Raw genomic sequence first — 18384 nt, 5'->3', positions numbered from 1 at the left:
CTTTTCTTTCCAATCACTTCACATCATTTCCGAAACTGTAGCCCATTTTGTACTGGTATACCAGATTTAATTCTAGTATACCAGTTTGAGTGAGAGCAGCATGGCGCCTGGAGAGAGGGCGCTGTAGCTCGCCAGACCCTGGAAGAGCGGGAGGCTTGATGTCAGGCGTACAACTCAATGGAATCGTGAAGGCCTATGGCGCGCTTCAGGTCGTCCACGGGATCGACCTCGAAGTTCAGGAAAAAGAATTCATCGTGCTTGTCGGTCCGTCGGGGTGCGGCAAATCGACGACGCTGCGCATGATCGCAGGGCTCGAAGAAATCACAGACGGTGATCTGACCATCTATGGAAGACGGGTCAATCGCGTGGCGCCAAAAGATCGCGATGTCGCGATGGTGTTTCAGAATTACGCCCTTTACCCGCATCTCAACGTCGCCGACAACATTGCATTCGGCCTGCGAATCCGCGGCGAGAGCAAGCAAAACATTGCCTCGTCCGTCGAGGAGGTCGGCAATATTCTCGGCCTCACGCCATATCTGGAAAGGCGCCCGGCAGACCTGTCAGGCGGCCAGCGCCAGCGCGTCGCCATGGGACGGGCAATCGTCAGGCGCCCTAAGGTGTTCCTGTTCGATGAGCCGCTTTCAAATCTCGATGCAAAATTGCGGACCCAGATGCGGGCCGAGATCAAGCGGTTGCACAACAGGCTGGGGGTCACCTCCATCTACGTGACGCATGACCAGGTCGAGGCAATGACGCTGGCGGACCGGATCGTCGTGATGCATGACGGACGGATCGAGCAGGTCGGATCGCCGATGGATCTGTTCATCAACCCGGTAAACACCTTTGTTGCGGGATTTCTCGGCTCACCGCCGATGAACATGGTCAAGGCGAAGATTGTCGACGGCACGGATGCCCTGCGCGCCGAATTCGGCGGCCAGTCGATCGAACTGGCACCGGTACCCTCCTTGGCAAACAGCGCTGGTCGCGAGGTCATTCTGGGCATCCGCCCCGAATTCGTGACAGTCGCGGGCCCAGACGTACCCGGCCGTATCGAAGTGACACTCGACCTCGTGGAAACCCTGGGATCCGAGGCGCTGATCCACACGACGCTGCTCGACGAACCCTTCATCATCCGCGCAGGAACCATCGGACAGATGGACATCCTGAACGGGGTCTCAGGCTTTACGGTCGAACCGCACCTGATCCGGGTCTTTGACGCAAAGACCGGCATGGCCTTCGACGGCCAGGGAGGCGGCCGATGAGTGCGAATAGCGGACAGGTGATCGGCAAGACCGAGGAAATCGTTCTTCAGGCGAAGGAAGCTGTTCGCCAGCGCAGACCCGGCACGATCGAGCGTGTGGGAGATCACCTGAAGCGGGAGTGGCAACTCTATGTGCTGCTGCTGCCGACGATCCTGTGGCTTCTCGTCTTTCTGTACAAGCCGATGTACGGCCTTCAGATCGCGTTCAAGGACTACAGCGTCTTTCGCGGTGTCGCCGGTAGCCCATGGGTCGGTTTTGAGCATTTCCTGACCCTGTTCGAGAACGATCAGTTCCTGCGGGCTCTGAAGAATACGGTCATCATCAGTTTCTACGGCCTGCTGTTCGGGTTCCCTGTGCCCATCCTGATCGCATTGATGTTCAACGAGATCCTGAACCAGACGTTCAAGAAGACGGCGCAGACCATCGTGTACCTGCCCCATTTCATCTCGTCCGTCATCATTGCCGGTATCGTCATGACGGCCTTCTCACCTTCAGCCGGCATCGTGAACACCATCCTGGGCTGGTTCGGATTCGACCCGATCTACTTCCTGACCAAGGCCGAGTGGTTCAGGCCGATATTCATCGGGACCGGCATCTGGCAGGAGGCCGGATTCCAGTCGATCGTCTATCTCGCCGCCATCGCTGGGGTGTCTCCGACGCTTTACGAGTCTGCGGTGGTCGACGGCGCGTCGCGCTGGCAGATGATGTGGAAGATCACCATTCCGTCGATCCTTCCCACGATCATCATCATGCTGATTATCCGCATCGGGAACATCCTCGAAGTCGGCTTCGAGATGATCATCTTGCTCTACCAACCAGCGACATACTCGACCGCTGATGTGGTGAACACCTTCATCTACCGGCAGGGGATCCAGGGCGGCCAGTACGATCTGGCCGCTGCTGCCGGCCTGTTCAATGCGGTGGTCGCCTTCGTCCTCGTGATGACCGCGAACACGATCTCAAAGCGCTACTCGCGCACGTCGCTTTGGTAGGGGAATACAGATGGCCAACATGAACCTCTATTCGCGTGGAGACAGGCTTTTCGTTCTCCTGAACGTGGTCCTGATCGGGGTGTTCGCCCTCTCGACGCTGTATCCCTTCATTTACATTGCATCATTGTCCATGAGCACCGGATTCGAGGCGCGTGCGGGCAACGTGGTGCTTGGCCCGGTCGGCTTCACGCTCGAAGCCTACAAGCAGGTCCTCAGCGAACCGATGTTTTGGACGAGCTACAAGAACACGTTCATCTATACGATCGGCGGCACGCTGATGAGCCTCGCCTTCATCATCCCGGGGGCCTATGCGCTGTCCCGACCGCAGCTTTGGGGACGGCGATTCTGGAACCTGATGGTGGCCTTCACCATGTGGTTCCATGCCGGGATGATCCCGTTCTTTCTGAACATGAGGGACCTCGGACTGCTCGACAGCTATTTCGGGATCATCATCGGGTTTGCTGTCAACGGCTTCAACATCATCCTGCTGCGCAACTTCTTCGAAAGCATTCCGAAAAGCTTCGAGGAAGCGGCGCGGATGGATGGAGCGAACGAGTTCCAGGTGCTCTGGAAGGTCTTTGTTCCGCTGTCGAAGCCGGCGATCGCGACTGTCGCGCTGTTTTGTGTCGTATCCCGCTGGAACGGCTTCTTCTGGGCCATGGTGCTGCTGCAGGATGACAGCAAGATCCCGCTTCAGGTCTACCTGCGCCACGTCATCGTCGACCTGCAGGATGACGAGTCCTTCGCCAACTCGCTCCTGACCGCTCCCTATTCGGTCGAGACGATCAGTGCGGCGATCATCGTCTGCTCGATCATCCCGATCCTGCTCATTTACCCCTTCCTGCAGAAATACTTCAGCAAGGGCATCCTGCTGGGCGGGGTGAAGGAATGACTGCTGGACAATTCAAATTTCGCAAGAGGAGGAGAACTATGCGGAAACTAACATTGACACTGGCGATACTCGGTTCGACGGCCCTGACGGGACCCGTCTTCGCTCAGGAGGAGATGAAGATCGTCGATGAGCCGCTCGAACTGACGATCCACCTGCACTGGCCGCGGGCCCAGGGCTATGGGGTCGGGGGGGACGCGAGCAAGATCTATCCGGTCGAGGAAGAAGCGCGCAAGCTGACCAATATCCATCTGAAGGACGCGACCGCCGGTAAAAACACCAAGGACAACAACGAGGCGATGAACCTGCTGCTGGCGCAAGGGAATCTGCCGGATATCGTCGGCGGCAATCTGATCCAGCAGCCGGTCAACCAGTATGGTCCGGAAGGGGCCTTTCTTCCGCTCAACGAGCTGGTCAAAGAGCACGCACCGAACATTCAGGCCTTCTGGGACAGTCACCCGGGCCTGCAGCAGGCGATCTCGGCCTATGACGGAAATTACTACTACATCCCGTATCTCCCCGACGGCAAGTTCGGGCGCGCCTGGTATATCCGTCAGGACTGGCTGGACAAGCTCGGGCTGCAGCAGCCGCAGACGGTGGATGAACTCCACGACGTCCTCGTGGCTTTCCGCGACCAGGATCCCAATGGCAACGGCCTGAAGGACGAGATCCCCTACTTCGCGCGCGACTGGGAGGAAGTGAACCGACTGCTCACGCTATGGGATGCCCGCTCATCCGGCTCCGACACCTATCACGATTTCTTCGTCAAGGACGGGAAGGTCGTTCATCCCTACGCGCAGGAAGCCTACCGCGACGGCATGGCCAATATCGCTGCGTGGTACAAGGAAGGTCTCATCGATCCGGAAATCTTCACGCGTGGATCGTCCTCTCGGGACTATCTGCTCGGCGAGAATCTCGGCGGCGTGACCCATGACTGGTTTGCATCGACCTCCGGCTACAATGACGCCCTGAAAGACAAGATCCCGGGCTTCAACTTCGTGCCTTTCCTGCCACCGGCTTCCGCCAAGGGTGTCCGGATGGAGGAACATCGCCGCACTCCGATCAAGCCTGACGGTTGGGCGATCTCGCACCTGAACAGGCACCCGATCGAGACCATCAAGTATTTCGATTTCTGGTTCAGCGAATACGGCCGGCTCCTCTCCAATTTCGGGGTCGAAGGCCAGACCTGGGACAGGGTCGACGGCCAGCCGGTCTACAAGCCCGAGGTGCTCAACAGCGACCAGCCGGTCAACAGCCAGATGTATCTCGTGGGGGCCCAGATCTATCGCGGTTATTGGCAGGACTACCGCTACGAGTGGCAGTGGACCTCGGAAGCCGCTCGCAAGGGGATCGAACTCTACGACGCCAATGACCTGCTGATCGACCAGTTCCTCGGGGTCGCCTTCAACAAGGAAGAACAGGCGATCTACGACAGGTATTGGCCTTCGCTGAAGACCTACATGCTGGAGCGTCAGCAGGCCTGGATCCTCGGCACCGGCGACGTCAAGGCCGACTGGGAGGCTTACGTCTCCACGCTCGACAAGATGGGCTATCAGGACGTCATCGCCGTGATGAACAAGGCCTACAAGCGCCAGTACGGCGGCTGACGAAGCCAAGACGCCGCCCGTCGGTACTCGGCGGGCGGTGACGACCGATACACGATTGACGAGTCCAGGAACTTCTCGATGCCCGTAGCAACATCACGCGACCGCAAAGCCTATCTCGACGAACCGACCGCCGGGCGGTTGAATATTCAGTACGCGCCTAACGCTGGTGACACGCTGGTAGAGAATCCACCCCGGTTCACCTGGCTTCCGGTGGTCGAGGACGAGGCGCGATACGTGCTGCGCCTGTCGTCCGATCCCGCATTTCCGGGCAAGACGACCCGGATGTTTACCGATATTCCGCTGAATTTCTTCACCCCCGACGCGGCACTCGAGCCCGGCACCTATCACTGGTCCTATGCCGTCTGGGACGCAAGCAAGGGCATGCCGGCGACCGAATGGAGCGCTACCCGCAGCTTTGATCTTGCGGCCGACTTGCCGGAAACGCCGCTTCCCGGGCGGGCTTCCCGCTATGATCACGTCGACAAGGCCCACCCGCGCCTCTGGCTCGGGCCAAAAGCGCTTTCCGAATTCAGCGCGGTTGTTGCCGCCGATCCGGCCCATTGCGGCTGGTCGACATTCTACGAGAAGAGTGTCAGGCCATGGATGGAGCGGCCCGTCATGGACGAGCCGGCTGGCTATCCCGGCCATCAGCGCGTGGCTCCGATCTGGCGTCAGACCTATATCGATTGCCAGGAACTGATTTATGCGATCCGCCACCTCGCAATTGGAGGCCATGTCACAAAAGATGCGGCGATGCTCGCGCGCGCCAAGGAATGGCTTCTGGCGGTCGCCGGATGGGACCCCGCAGGCACGACATCCAGAGCCTATACCGACGAGTGGGCGTTCCGGGTCACCCTGGCTCTGGCCTGGGGATATGACTGGCTGCATGGCGAACTGACGGCAGAGGAACGCGAGATAGTGCGTGCAGCGCTGCTGGTTCGGACCCGTGAAATTGCCGATCACATCATCAGGAATGCCAATATCCAGCTGTTCCCGTATGACAGCCATGCCGTACGGGCGGTCTCCGCCGTGCTGGTGCCGGCCGCCATCGCGATGCTCGATGAGGAACCCGAAGCGCGGGAATGGCTCGATTATTCCATTGAATTTCTGTTCACGGTCTATTCGCCGTGGGGCGATCCCGAGGGAGGCTGGGCCGAAGGGCCTCACTACTGGATGACCGGCATGGCCTATCTGATCGATGCTGCGAATGTGCTGAAGAACTATACGGGTATCAGTCTCTACGTCCGTCCCTTCTTCCAGAAGACCGGTGACATGCCGCTCTTTACCAAGGCACCCGACACGCGGCGGGCAACCTTCGGGGATGACAGCACGATGGGTGACCTGCCGGCGGTGAAGATCGGCTACAACCTCCGCCAGTTTGCGGGTGTGACGGGCAACGGGGCCTATCAGTGGTATTATGACGAAATCTGCCGCACCAATCCCGGCACGGAAATGGCGTTCTACAATTGGGGCTGGTGGGACTTCAACTTCGATGACCTGGTCTATCGCCACGACTGGCCAGAGGTACAGGCGTCTCCCCCGTCCGAAACGGACAAGCTCCGCTGGTTCAAGGGCATAGGCTGGGCCGCCATACAGCATCGCATGGGCGATCCCGACCAGCATATCCAGTTCGTCTTCAAGTCGAGCCCGTTCGGCTCGATCAGCCACAGCCATGGCGATCAGAATGCCTTTTGCCTGTCTGCCTTCGGGGAAGATCTGGCAATACAGTCGGGCCACTACGTCGCGTTCAACAGCACCATGCACCAGGCGTGGCGAAAACAGACACGATCGAAAAACGCGATCCTGATCAACGGCAAGGGCCAGTATGCCGATCGCAACAAGGCGCTCCAGATCAAGTCGACGGGCAACATCAGTCTCGCCGAGGATCGGGGCGACCACATCTACATAAAGGGTGACGCGACCGCCGCCTATGCACTGGTTTCGCCCGAGGTCACCAGCGTCGAGCGTGAAGTGTATTTCTTCAATGACAGCTTTTTCGTGTTCGTCGATTCGATCAATGCGACCGAGCCGGTCGAGATCGATTGGTTGCTGCACGCCAATGAACCCTTCCAACTGGGGCAAAGTTCATTCCGCAATACCGGGAAACGGGCGGGATTTTATGGCGAGATCCTCTGGTCGGAGGGTGGGCCTCCCGTCATTAGCCAGGAAACGGGCTTCCCTGGCGTCGACATGGCCGAAGTCGAGGGACTGCCGGTCAGCACCTGCCTGACAGCCCGCTTTCCCAAGGCAAATCGCCACCGGATCGTGACCCTGCTGGTACCGTATCCGAAGGACGCACCCCGGCGGATCTTCCACTTCATCGACGATCAGGGCTACGACGCCGACCTCTATTTCACCGATGCGGACGAGAACACGTTCAAGGTCGTGGTGAAGAAGCTGGCGGGGACGAGTATCTGATGGCCGTCAAAAGCGCCCCCACAGGAGCAACACCATGACTACCAAGAACTATTTCCCAGCAAGCGAAAACCCGGTTGCCGACGCAGGGGGCGGACTGAAGCGAGTAGTGGCGGCCTACAACACCAATCTGATGTGCGTCGAAGCGCATTTCGAGACTGGCACCGTGGCAGCGTTGCACAGCCACCCCCATGAGCAGATCACCTACGTCATTTCGGGGAAATTCGAATTCAAGGTGGGTGACGAGACCTATTACATCTCGGCTGGCGATTCCCTCTACAAGCAGCCCAACATCATGCACGGGGCCACCTGCCTCCAGGCGGGCACGCTGCTGGATATCTTCACCCCACATCGGGAGGATTTTCTTTGATCCCGACAGGCGCTTAACCAATCAGGAAAGAGCACGACATGAGCAAACCCACCATAGGCTTCATCGGCCTCGGCCTCATGGGCGGAAACATGGTTGAAAACCTTCAGAAGAAGGGCTTCAGCCTGGTCGTCATGGACCTCAACAAGGATGCCGTAAAGGCGGTCCTGGAGCGCGGCAACGCCGAAGAGGCTGGATCGCCGAAACAGCTCGCGGAAGCGAGCGACATCATCATGCTCTGCCTTACCACATCCGAGGTGGTCGAGAAGATTGTCTATGGCGACGATGGCATCCTGACGGGGATCCGCAGCGGCGCCGTGCTGATCGATTTCGGCACCTCCATACCGGCTTCGACCCGCCGGATCGGCAAGGATCTGGCGGCCAAGGGTGCCGGCATGATCGACGCGCCCCTTGGGCGAACTCCCGCCCATGCGAAGGATGGCCTGCTCAATATCATGGCTGCCGGTGACCGGGAGACCTTCGACAAGGTCAAGCCGGTGCTCGAGCAGCAGGGAGAGAACGTCTTCTATCTCGGGGCACTCGGCGCCGGCCATACGACAAAGCTGATCAACAACTTCATGGGAATGACCACGGTCTGCACGATGAGCCAGGCCTTTGCGGTGGCGGATCGCGCCGGTGTCGATCGCCAGCAACTCTACGACATCATGTCGACCGGACCATCCAGCTCGCCCTTCATGACCTTTTGCAAGAACTATGCGGTCGACGGGGTCAGCGACCTGGGTTTCTCCATCAACAACGCCAACAAGGATCTGAGCTATTTTCTGAAGATGGCGGAGGACATCGGCGTCCGGGCCGAGATCGCCGAAGGCACTGCCCGCAATTTGCAAGCCGCTGTCGATGCGGGGATGGGTCAGGGCAATGTGCCGGAGATTTTCGATTACTTCCTCACCCGCGGAAATTGATCGCCACAGGCGCGCGGCATGAAATCGCACAGAACGACTGACCAAATCGAGAGCAAGGTAAAATAATGAAACTTCAGGGAAAAACTGCAATTGTCACAGGTGGTGGACGCGATCTGGGGCGAGCCTGTGCCGTCAAGCTGGCCTCCGAAGGCGCCAATGTGGCGATCAACTATTTCGCCAGCAAGGCCGGGGCCGATGAGACGCTGTCGCAAATAAAAGCCTTGGGCGGCAAGGCGATCGCGGTGCAGGGCGACCTGAGCAAACCGTCCGATGTCGATGCACTGGTGGCAAGCACGGTGGAAGCCTTTGGTGGCATCGATGTGCTCGTCAACAATACAGGGGGTCTCATCGCGCGCAAGTCGGTGGCCGAAATGCCGCTGGATCACTGGCAGGCTGTGATGGACCTGAACCTCACCAGTACCTTCCTGATGATCAAGGCCAGTCTCGCCCACATGAAGTCTGGCGCGATTGTGAATATGTCGAGCCAGGCAGGACGCGATGGCGGTGGTCCTGGAGCGATAGCTTATGCCACGTCGAAGGGCGCGATCATGTCGATGACGCGCGGTTTGGCGAAGGAGCTGGGCCCCGCAATACGCGTAAACGCGCTCTGCCCCGGCATGATTGACACGGATTTCCACAATATCCATACGGCGGACGCTGCACGTCGTGGGTTCGAGGCTGCGGCGCCATTGAAGCGGCAGGGCGTGTCGGACGATGTCGGGAATCTCGTATTGTTCCTCGCAACCGACGACTCCTCGTTCATCACGGGGGCGAGTTTCGACATCAATGGCGGAATATTGTTCTCCTGATCAATGTCGGCGGACGCTTTCCTTGATGGATTCAAGTGGAAGCTGAGTGTCGCGGGCGGGGTTTGACTGTCCGCGCCCATCCAGGATGGCCAGCCTCGCTGCGCTCATCGCGTTATCCCCTTCGGAGCCTCAATCGGGGCCCCGAAGGACCCATGAACCGAAACGACCCGATGCCTGCTTCCCCTTCATCGCGGACGCTGCCGTCCAGGCTTTCAACGATAACGTTCTGCATCGGCCTGCCTGGGGCGATATAGTCCCCGTCGACCTCACTTACCTGGACCAATTCCAGGATGGCAATGCTGGTCATCTCCGCGCCGTTTCCAGGAGCGAATGTTGCATCCGAGATGCCCTGCGTGCCTCTGCGACCGGCCGTCTGCGCGCCCAACCTCTGCTATCTCAATATCCTGATGATCAGCGCTTGCGTGAGCCGTAACCGCTTCATGCCGCCCATTTCCTGCGATGCCTGGACCCCGGCAAAGCCCTGAGGAAGTTCAGTATTTCAGGTCGATCCTTGCCCCTGGCGCCTTCATCCACAGCAGAAGCAGAAAAACGGTTCGCGGCTTTTCGGCGCGATTTTGTGGACCTTAGATTCCCAGGCCGAGCACAAAGCAAACAATTCGAAAGCAAACGCAGGCCCAATCGACACAACGAAGCAGTAAACGCGCCTATTCACAATATGATTGACACATTTCTGAATCAATGATCAATATTCCGTCGGCATTCAAAACCATACGATATCATTCGAAAGCCTCCGGGCGAAGAAGAGATAGGTGGCGGCAATTGCAGCGCCAGTTATGGGGAGGCCGCCGTAAGACTAAACTCATTGAAAATGGACTGATCTTGGCGCGAGGAGGCGGCAAGGCAGATCGTCAGGGGAGGATGGAACATGTTCAAAACGTTTATTAAAGGGCTTGCGACGACCGCGGGCGCACTACTGCTTACGACCGCCGCTTATGCGGACAGCCTCAAGGGCGCGATTGTGGTGATGGATCTCACGACCAACGCCTTCCAGATCGAAATGGCCGATCAAGCGGTCGCCTACGGAACTGAAATCGGTGCTGACGTCAAAGCCTATGCGCCCGAAGGCTCCTTCGGTGACTACGAAGGTCAGATCTCCATCATCGAAGACCTGATCACCAAAAAAGTGGATTTCATCGTTCTGGTCGCGGGTCACACGACGGCACTGGTTCCGGTCGTTGACAAGGCGATGGCAGCAGGGATCCCGGTCGTCAACATGGACAACCGCCTGAACACGACCAATGTGGTGACCTTTGTCGGCGTGGACAACGGCCAGGGCGGCAAGATGGCGGTCGACTATATCGCCTCCAAACTGGGCGGCGTTGGCAAGATTGCCCTGATCCAGGGCGAGACCGGCAATCCGGTTCAGATCCTGCGCACCAAGGGTTTTGAGCTTGGCGCTCTTGTTCACCCGGGCCTTGAAGTTGTGGCACAGCAGGGCGCTCACTGGACCGAAGAAGAGGGTCTGAAAGTGATGGAAGACATCCTTCAGGCGCATCCGGAAGTGGACGCCGTGTTTGGGGAGTCTGACAACCTTGCGGTAGGTGCGGCACGCGCTGCCAAATCGGCCGGTCGTGACGATATCATCTTTGTGGGCTACGACGGCCAACAGGGCGGCTATGCCGCGATCAAGGCAGGCGATGTTGCGGCAACCATCCGCATGGATGCACGCAAAATGGTGCAGCTGAGCATCGATGCCGCTGTTGCCTATGTCAAGAACGGCAAGTCCAAGGACGGCATCGCGCCAGAGACCTACATCAACCCCGAGCTGGTGACGGCAGCCGAAGTCGATCAATACATCAAGTGACTGTTGGTGAGATGCCCTCAGCGTCGGGCGTCCGAACGTGAGTGACGGGGCCGGGAAACTGCTGCTTTCCGACCCCTTGTCCATCGATCCAACAAGGCAATCCCATGCAATCGCTTCTAAAAGTTCGGAACGTTTCCAAGGAGTTTCCGGGGGTTCTTGCCCTTGATGACGTCGATTTCGACCTTGCCGCCGGCGAAGTACACGCCTTGCTGGGTGAGAACGGCGCCGGAAAATCCACCTTGGTCAAGATCATCACCGGCGCTTACCGCCTGGATTCCGGCAGCCTCTCGATCAACGGCAAGGAGGTGCATTTCCACACCCCCGCCGATGCGCAGGCCGCTGGTATTGGTGTGATCTATCAGGAGTTTTCGTTGGTTTCGAGCCTGACTGTGGCTGAGAACCTGTTCCTTGGCGAATATCCACGCCGCTACGGGCTGGTTGACTGGGGCAAGATGAACCGCAATGCCAGCGCCCTGCTAGAGCGCTTCGGCGTCAATGCGCAGGCGAAGGATGTTCTGGCCAATCTGGGCGTTGCCACGCGGCAGATGATTGAAATCCTGAAGGTGTTGCGCCGGCAGAACCTCAAGATCCTGATCATGGATGAACCGACCTCGTCACTGTCGGAGGCCGAGGCGCGGCTGCTGTTCGGCTTTATCGACAGCTTGCGCGCGCAGGGGGTGTCCGTGATCTACATCTCGCACCGGCTGGATGAAATCAAACAGATCTGCGACCGCGTCACGGTTTTTCGCAACGGCAAGCGCATTTCGACCGAGGCTGCCAAGGACCTGAGCATTGCCGATATCGTCACCAAGATGATCGGCGCTGAATTGGCCGAGCACTACCCTGTGAAAACCGCTGAACTGGGCGAGGTTTATCTCAAGGTGGACGCGCTGAGCGGCCCTGGTTTTGCAGATATCAGCTTTGCCGCCCGCAAGGGCGAGGTCCTGGGGATCACCGGGCTTGTCGGTGCGGGCAAATCGGAATTGGTTGAAACCATTTTTGGTGCGCGCCAGCCTACGCAGGGCTCGATGTGTCTGAAAGACCAGGCGTTTGCGCCCAAGACCCCCAAACAGGCGATAGCGCGGGGCATCGGCCTCTTGCCGGAAAGTCGGAAAGAACAGGGTCTGGTTTTGCCGCTCAGCTGCGCGCACAACATCAGTCTTGCCTCGCTCGATAAGATTTCGACGCCGTTTTTGGCACTTGGTGCCGAGGCCACGAACGCAGAAGACAGCTTCGCTAAACTGGAAGTCCGGCCCGGCGATCCGCGCAACCGTGTCGTCAACCTCAGCGGCGGCAATCAGCAAAAGGTGGTGCTTGCCAAATGGCTGATGCGCGATTGTCTGGTGTTGCTGTTTGACGAGCCAACCCGCGGCATCGATGTCGGCGCAAAGTTTCAGATCTATTCGATGATCGCGAAGCTGGCCGAAGCGGGCAATACCATCATCGTCGCCTCAAGCGAAATCGAAGAAATCAGTGGGATCTGCAATCGCGCATTGGTGATGCGCAAGGGCAGGATCGTAGAGGAGTTGACCGGATCCGCCCTGAACAGGGAAAGGATTCTGGCCGCAATCGCAGGGGCTTAGCATGAATTTCGATCGCATCTTCAAAGAAAACCGCCAACCGATCATTGCGGCATTTGCGCTGTTCTTAATCGTTGTCACCCTTTCGTTTTCATCGGAATATTTCTGGACGGTCGGCAATGTATTCAACATCGGCAAACAGGCCTCGATCAACCTGATCATCGCCCTGGGGATGACCGTGGTGATCATCTCGGCCGGAATTGATCTTTCGGTTGGCTCGCTCCTGGCGCTGACGATTTCCGTCACCGCTGTCTTGGGCATAGCCAACGAGATGAACATCGTTCTGGCCGCCTTCATTGCGATAGTGCTGACTGTCGCGGCGGGTACACTGAATGGCGTGATCATCCAATACGGCAAGGTCCCGGCCTTTATTGCAACACTCGGCACGATGGGGGTGGCGCGGGGCGTTGTTCTGCTGATCTCGAGCGGCAATCCGTCGATGTCATTTCCATCACCGTTTCTGTGGATCGCGGACGGCAAGATCATCGGCATACCCTTCCCGATCTTGCTTTCGCTTGTCATGGTGATCGCCACGGTGATCCTCTTGAAATACACCCGCCTTGGACGCGAAATCTATGCGATTGGTGGCAACGAAGAAGCCGCGCGGCTTTCGGGCATCAACATCCCCTTCGTGCGCATTGTCACCTATTCACTCAGCGGGTTCTGCTGTGCCATTGCAGGCATTGTGTTTGCAGCGCGCGTCGGTGCGGCGCCTCCTTCTGCGGGAGTGGGATACGAATTGAACGCAATTGCGGCGGTCATCATTGGTGGCACGTCGCTGAGTGGCGGGCGCGGAAATGTCATGGGCACGGTTGTCGGCGCATTTTTGATGGCTGTTATATCCAACGGATTGAACATCATCGATGTCGATCCCTATTGGCAGGGCATCGTCATTGGGACCATCATCGTTTTCGCCGTGATGATGTCCAATTTGCGCTCCGGCAATCGCTAGCATCCGTATCCGGCGTGTTGCTGGGATGCGATCCGGTTGCGCTGTCTGGCTGGATCTTTCGTAGCCATCCGTGATTTCCGGTCGGGCCGCGTTGCTTCGAGCCGGCCCGAGGGGCACTACCGGTTAACCGACGATATGATAAACCAGCCAGGCAAATCCGCCACACAATCAGGCGGTGAGCTTCAGATGGAGAACGGGCCGGGGCATCTGCATCTTGTGGCAGAGCTGCAGATCTGGCGCATGCATCTCCGCCTACGCGTCGCGGCTAGGTCTCCGCGTGGTGAGGCTTTGGCCTATATCCCCGAAAATGCTCGGCGGATTTGAAGTTCAAGTTATTCGCTCAAACGCCAAAAGCTCCTCGACCGCTATGGTGAGGAGCTTACACGTAAATATTTGGCTTGGGAGAATTTCGATTTTGATTGGTTGCGCTGGCAGGATTTGAACCGAGACTTGTAAAAAGCCCGCGTCGAGAACTAGCCTTTTGTGGGCTAAGGTCGAATTATGGAACTACGGGCAGGCTGCTCCACCGGACATTCTACGGACAGGCTGGCTACACGTTGCTACATTCAATTCCTTTGACTCGCGGCGAATAGGTTCTGCATGGTGTCGGCGAACCCTTTACGAGATGCCAACACCAGGCAATCACACTGATCCTGGAGGAGCCGGGCCGGCGGAAAGCGATCCCACTCCGGCGCGTCGTTCCGTCATCACGGTCCGATAGTTGGCCAGCACGATCATGGCACCGCCAAGGACAACCCAGAGGTCGATCGCCTCGCCATAGGCATAGGAGCCGACGACGGCTGCCATCGGCACCCGCAGAAAATCAATCGGCATGGCAACGGACGCATCAAGGCGCTTCAGGGCTTGCGCCTGGCAATAATGGGCGCAGAGAGCGCCGAGACCGGCAACTACCATCCAGGGAATATCGGCTGCGTGCACCGGCCGCCAGTCGGTCAGCGAGGCCCCGAGGCCCCGAGGCCGAGTGGCAGCTGGATGAGGATCATCCAGACGACGATCGCAGCCGGCGAGACGTCGCGCGTCAGCCTTTTGACGAAAATCAGCGAGAGTCCGTAACCGGCGGCGGCGATCAGGACGAGACCCGCGGCCGGTTCGACCGTCCCGATACCGGGACGGATGATGACAAGCACGCCGATGAAGCCGCTGATCGTTGCGACGATCCTTGGCCTCGTCAACTTCTCGTGCAGAAACAAGAAGGCAAACAGGGCAACCCAGATCGGCATGGTGAATTCCAGCGCGAACACGGAAGCGAGCGGCAGCATGACGACGCCGATCGTCCAGAGATACTGGGCCATGAAATGCACGAGGTTGCGCGCAAGATGCAGTTTGAAGAGCTTTGCATGACGCAGCTCCGGCAGCAACATCCGGCCGAAGGCGACGATGACGCAGAGGCCGATCAGCGCGCGAAAGAAAAGCACCTGTTCGATCGACAGCGTGCTGGCAAGCTCTCGCGATCCGACGGACATCCCGACGAAAGAGATCATGCCAAGGGCCATCCAGAAGAGCCCCTGGATGAAATCGGAATGTTGAAACTGCGTGATTTTATGCATGTTCGGTTCTTTCAGGTCGGAAGCGTGCCCGAAAAAAGCACGCGTCCGAGAGAGTGATGAATGGGAGTCAGGCCGCCGAAGGACCCGGATCGTCGAAACCGTCCGAAGCACCGATCAGCTCACCGTGGAGTCCATCCATGCCGCCCGACACGAGACGCAAGTGCGGTCTTTGCAGGCTCGTGACCGGCTCCTGACCAAACATCTGCCGTTCCGGCCGCGATACCTCGGGCTGGTATTCCACGGCTTCCAGCAACATGGTCTCTGGGACACCATTCGTATTTTCAAACTCGATCTCCTGGCCTTGGCGAAGCCCGAGTAGAGCAAGGCCACGCAGTGTCGTGATAGGCAGGAACAGGCCGACCGGGCCAGTTGCCTGGCCGGTCGAGATCACCCGGATATCGCTCTCGCCGCCGCGGACGCGAAAGCGCACACGGCTGTTGATGCTGGCGACATCCCCCGGAAGATCGTCGCGGAACACGACGATGGCCTTTTGGATCTTGTGCCGGAAAAGCCCAACGAGCCGATCATTTCGGCCCTGCCAGTTGTCTGCCATGGCCTCGAGTATGGTGAAATCCTTTGTGGTCAGTATGTAAGTGTTGTTCGACATTTCGCAGTTCTCCATCGCGCCGTCGCCAGCGCGTCCATCGACATGAGCGGGAGATACCCCTGCGCGAACATCGCGCAGGGGAGCCTATCCTGCGATGAGACAACCTCCCCTGATCGCGAGGCGGGAAACTGTGGGCAACATCATGCCGGATCGACCAATTCAGGAGATGCCACCTCTTCGACATGAAGGCAGTGCGAACGCCCGTCCCGTGCCACCCAATCGATGGACTGACCAGTCGAAAGACCGATCAGGGCCGCGCCGATCGGCGTCAGGATGGAGATCTTGTTCGCCGCAATATCCGCTTCAGCTGGGAAGACCAGCGTGACGCTGCGGTCTTCCCCGAGATCGCTGGTGAAGCGGATCCTCGATCCCATGCGTGCGACATTCGCGCCGATCTTGGCGTCCTGCACGATACGCGCACGGTCGAGCTCGATAAGAAGCTCCTCGGAAACATCCGGGTTCCGTCCGGCATGGGCCTCCGCGAGGCGGTAGAGCCTTCCATGATCGGTCCGGGTGAGAACGATTGCCGGCTTGCGTTGCCGTTTCTTTTCGAGAGCCATGCTCGGGCCTCCTGTACAAGACGCGCGGTCGCGCATCCGGCGCACCGCTCTAAAACATAAAACTGGGATTGAGTGTCGCTTCGTAGCCCATTGCCCCGAGCGGGGACGCTACCCATGCCCCACGACCTTATCGCGACGCGATTGGGCCGGGGGTCAGATGCCTGCGATGAGGCACATCCGTGAGCGGATGTTATGGAAGCGTTCGATCAACATGATCAAAAGATGGCGGGCTCGGACAAGGAAGTCAAGCATAGCCGGTCCATCATCAACCGGCGTTACAGGACGGGCGATCTGATGCCGAAGACACAGGCCATCTGTGGAGACAAACTCGACCTCGGAGCTTTTTGACTTCTATCAATTAAACACAAGGGCTAGCTTCCCATGTAGGTCTGTCGAATCGAGCGAAATTGGCGCGTATCATTGCACCGTCTTCATCGTTTTTGCTGATTGGGTGAAATCAGGGGCGAAATGGCCAACACGCACGAAAGGAAAGACGATTGCTCCCCAATTACTGGAGTTGTGTCTTTGCAGATCTCGGAACGGTCGCGATCGTCGTACCTCGTGCGTCTGCTACGAAGTATGGCGACTGCACGGGGGACCAAGTTCTGGTCCCAGCGTGCGTGTGAGGCGCGGTTTCGGAGCGATGCAACCTCATCATGTCAGCCGTTGTGCATTTGTCGTGACGTTCCGATTTTCAACGTATAAACAAGGACATCTCATCGCCACCTCTACTGGATGGCGTGATTCTCGGTAAAACACAGAAGTCATCATGACAGTCACTGCTTCCGCCACTCGCCGTTCCAATACTTACATCGGCGTGCTTGTCGTTCTGGGTCTCACCCACCTACTGAACGACCTCATGCAATCCTTGATCCCAGCGGCTTATCCGATTTTGAAAGAAGCCTATGCGCTCAATTTCGTACAAATCGGTATGATCACCATGACATTTCAAATTGCTGGCTCGTTGTTGCAGCCGGTGATAGGCTTCGTTACCGACAAGCATCCCGCGCCGTACTCGCCTGTCGTGGGGATGATGTTTACGGTGGCAGGGATCATCAGCCTTGCATTTGCACACAGCTACGCGATCATCCTGGCCTCCGTCGCACTCATCGGAATCGGGTCTTCCATATTCCATCCTGAAGCGACCCGCATGGCGCGTTATGCGGCGGGAGGAAGGCAGGGACTGGCTCAAGGGCTTTTTCAAGTCGGCGGCCAGGCGGGCGGAGCGCTCGGCCCTGTCTTCGCCGCTATCCTGATCGTGCCTTTCGGCCAGTCCAGCCTCTCTTGGTTCGCTGTTCTCGCGCTGCTTGCCATGGCACTTCTAATGTGGATTGGATCCAAACAGAGGGCGATCAGCGCCGTGTTCGCGGCCACGCGAGCGAATGGAATTAGCAAGGAAGGTGGCGTACGCCAAGCTCCGGCGTCGGTCGCCACGGCTCTTGCCGTCCTGACTTTCCTCATGTTCACGAAGAACGCGTACGGCGAAAGTTTCCGCTCGTTCTACACCTTCTACCTCATGGAAAAATTTGATCTTTCCATCCCGTCCGCCCAGATGATGCTGTTCATCTTCCTGCTCGCATCAGCTGCCGGAGCTTTGATCGGAGGCATCGTGGGGGACAGGATCGGCCGATACCGCATCATCTGGATTTCAGTGCTCGGGCCACTGCCGCTGACCCTAATCCTTCCTCATGTCGATCTGTTATGGACTGGCATTCTGACCGTGATGATCAATCTCATCATGGCCAGCGCTTTTGCTTCCATCCTGATCTACGCGATGGAACTATTACCGAACCGCATCGGCCTCATTGGGGGGCTGTTTTACGGCCTGAATTTTGGTCTGGGTGGCATCGCCGCCGCACTCTTGGGCGTCCTCGCCGATCGCTATGGCGTGGAAACGGTCTACCTTATCTGCTCATTTCTGCCACTTGCGGGGCTTTTTGCATGGTGTCTGCCAAAGATTGAGCACAGAAGCATATAAATGGTCTCTCTGGAACGCGGTCAAACGCCTTGAACCGGGTCTTGCAGAGT

Annotated in this window: 16 protein-coding genes; 12 read left to right on the top strand and 4 right to left on the bottom strand. The window is 58.2% G+C overall.

Annotated features, from left to right (window positions below):
- The first annotated feature begins 158 nt into the window (after positions 1–158).
- The 11 genes from QTL56_RS15640 (at position 159) to QTL56_RS15585 (ending at position 13621) form a co-directional block, all read left to right on the top strand.
- Positions 159–1262 carry an ABC transporter ATP-binding protein gene (locus QTL56_RS15640; protein ID WP_245133971.1) on the top strand — a complete coding sequence of 368 codons (1104 nt, stop codon included), beginning with the start codon at positions 159–161 and terminating at the stop codon, positions 1260–1262.
- The gene (locus QTL56_RS15635) at positions 1259–2254 is read left to right on the top strand and encodes an ABC transporter permease (protein WP_229573821.1); all 996 of its coding nucleotides are present in this window, start codon (positions 1259–1261) and stop codon (positions 2252–2254) included. Before QTL56_RS15640 ends, QTL56_RS15635 begins: the two co-directional genes overlap by 4 nt.
- Positions 2255–2264: 10 nt before the next feature.
- On the top strand, positions 2265–3146 hold the full coding sequence (locus tag QTL56_RS15630) for a carbohydrate ABC transporter permease (RefSeq protein WP_229573823.1): 882 nt from the start codon (positions 2265–2267) through the stop codon (positions 3144–3146).
- Between the two features lie 38 nt (positions 3147–3184).
- Positions 3185–4750: a type 2 periplasmic-binding domain-containing protein gene (locus tag QTL56_RS15625; protein WP_245133968.1), complete on the top strand. Its 1566-nt coding sequence runs from the start codon at positions 3185–3187 to the stop codon at positions 4748–4750.
- A 78-nt stretch (positions 4751–4828) separates the two neighbouring features.
- Entirely contained in the window at positions 4829–7168 is a 2340-nt protein-coding gene (locus QTL56_RS15620) for a heparinase II/III domain-containing protein (RefSeq protein ID WP_245133966.1), read from the top strand.
- 34 nt (positions 7169–7202) lie between these two features.
- Positions 7203–7535 carry a cupin domain-containing protein gene (locus tag QTL56_RS15615; RefSeq protein ID WP_245133965.1) on the top strand — a complete coding sequence of 111 codons (333 nt, stop codon included), beginning with the start codon at positions 7203–7205 and terminating at the stop codon, positions 7533–7535.
- A 38-nt stretch (positions 7536–7573) separates the two neighbouring features.
- Complete coding sequence (locus QTL56_RS15610; RefSeq protein ID WP_245133962.1) at positions 7574–8455, top strand: NAD(P)-dependent oxidoreductase; 882 nt, start codon at positions 7574–7576, stop codon at positions 8453–8455.
- Between the two features lie 65 nt (positions 8456–8520).
- Entirely contained in the window at positions 8521–9264 is a 744-nt protein-coding gene (locus QTL56_RS15605; protein ID WP_245133960.1) for an SDR family NAD(P)-dependent oxidoreductase, read from the top strand.
- 886 nt (positions 9265–10150) lie between these two features.
- Positions 10151–11089 carry a sugar ABC transporter substrate-binding protein gene (locus QTL56_RS15595; protein ID WP_245133958.1) on the top strand — a complete coding sequence of 313 codons (939 nt, stop codon included), beginning with the start codon at positions 10151–10153 and terminating at the stop codon, positions 11087–11089.
- A gap of 104 nt (positions 11090–11193) precedes the next feature.
- On the top strand, positions 11194–12672 hold the full coding sequence (locus QTL56_RS15590) for a sugar ABC transporter ATP-binding protein (protein WP_245133956.1): 1479 nt from the start codon (positions 11194–11196) through the stop codon (positions 12670–12672).
- Between the two features lies 1 nt (position 12673).
- Entirely contained in the window at positions 12674–13621 is a 948-nt protein-coding gene (locus tag QTL56_RS15585; protein ID WP_245133955.1) for an ABC transporter permease, read from the top strand.
- A 642-nt stretch (positions 13622–14263) separates the two neighbouring features.
- Here QTL56_RS15585 and QTL56_RS15580 read toward each other — a convergent pair.
- From QTL56_RS15580 to rnk, 4 genes are all read right to left on the bottom strand, one after another.
- Positions 14264–14536 (bottom strand): EamA family transporter, encoded by a 273-nt coding sequence (locus QTL56_RS15580; protein ID WP_245133948.1) that lies wholly within the window; start codon positions 14534–14536, stop codon positions 14264–14266.
- Between the two features lie 38 nt (positions 14537–14574).
- Positions 14575–15189: a DMT family transporter gene (locus QTL56_RS15575; RefSeq protein ID WP_245133946.1), complete on the bottom strand. Its 615-nt coding sequence runs from the start codon at positions 15187–15189 to the stop codon at positions 14575–14577.
- A gap of 67 nt (positions 15190–15256) precedes the next feature.
- Complete coding sequence (locus QTL56_RS15570) at positions 15257–15796, bottom strand: GreA/GreB family elongation factor (protein ID WP_245133944.1); 540 nt, start codon at positions 15794–15796, stop codon at positions 15257–15259.
- 140 nt (positions 15797–15936) lie between these two features.
- Positions 15937–16356: a nucleoside diphosphate kinase regulator gene (rnk, locus tag QTL56_RS15565; RefSeq protein WP_245133937.1), complete on the bottom strand. Its 420-nt coding sequence runs from the start codon at positions 16354–16356 to the stop codon at positions 15937–15939.
- Positions 16357–17125: 769 nt separating this feature from the next.
- Between rnk and QTL56_RS15560 the strand changes: the two genes are divergently transcribed.
- Positions 17126–18334, top strand: a complete 1209-nt coding sequence (locus QTL56_RS15560) for an MFS transporter (protein ID WP_245133935.1) — start codon at positions 17126–17128, stop codon at positions 18332–18334.
- Positions 18335–18384: the final 50 nt, after the last annotated feature.

It is taken from the genome of Peteryoungia algae (assembly GCF_030369675.1).
GTDB classification, from domain to species: domain Bacteria; phylum Pseudomonadota; class Alphaproteobacteria; order Rhizobiales; family Rhizobiaceae; genus Allorhizobium; species Allorhizobium algae.
Note: the sequence above shows the minus strand (reverse complement) of the source record. Positions and strands in the feature narration are given on the sequence as shown.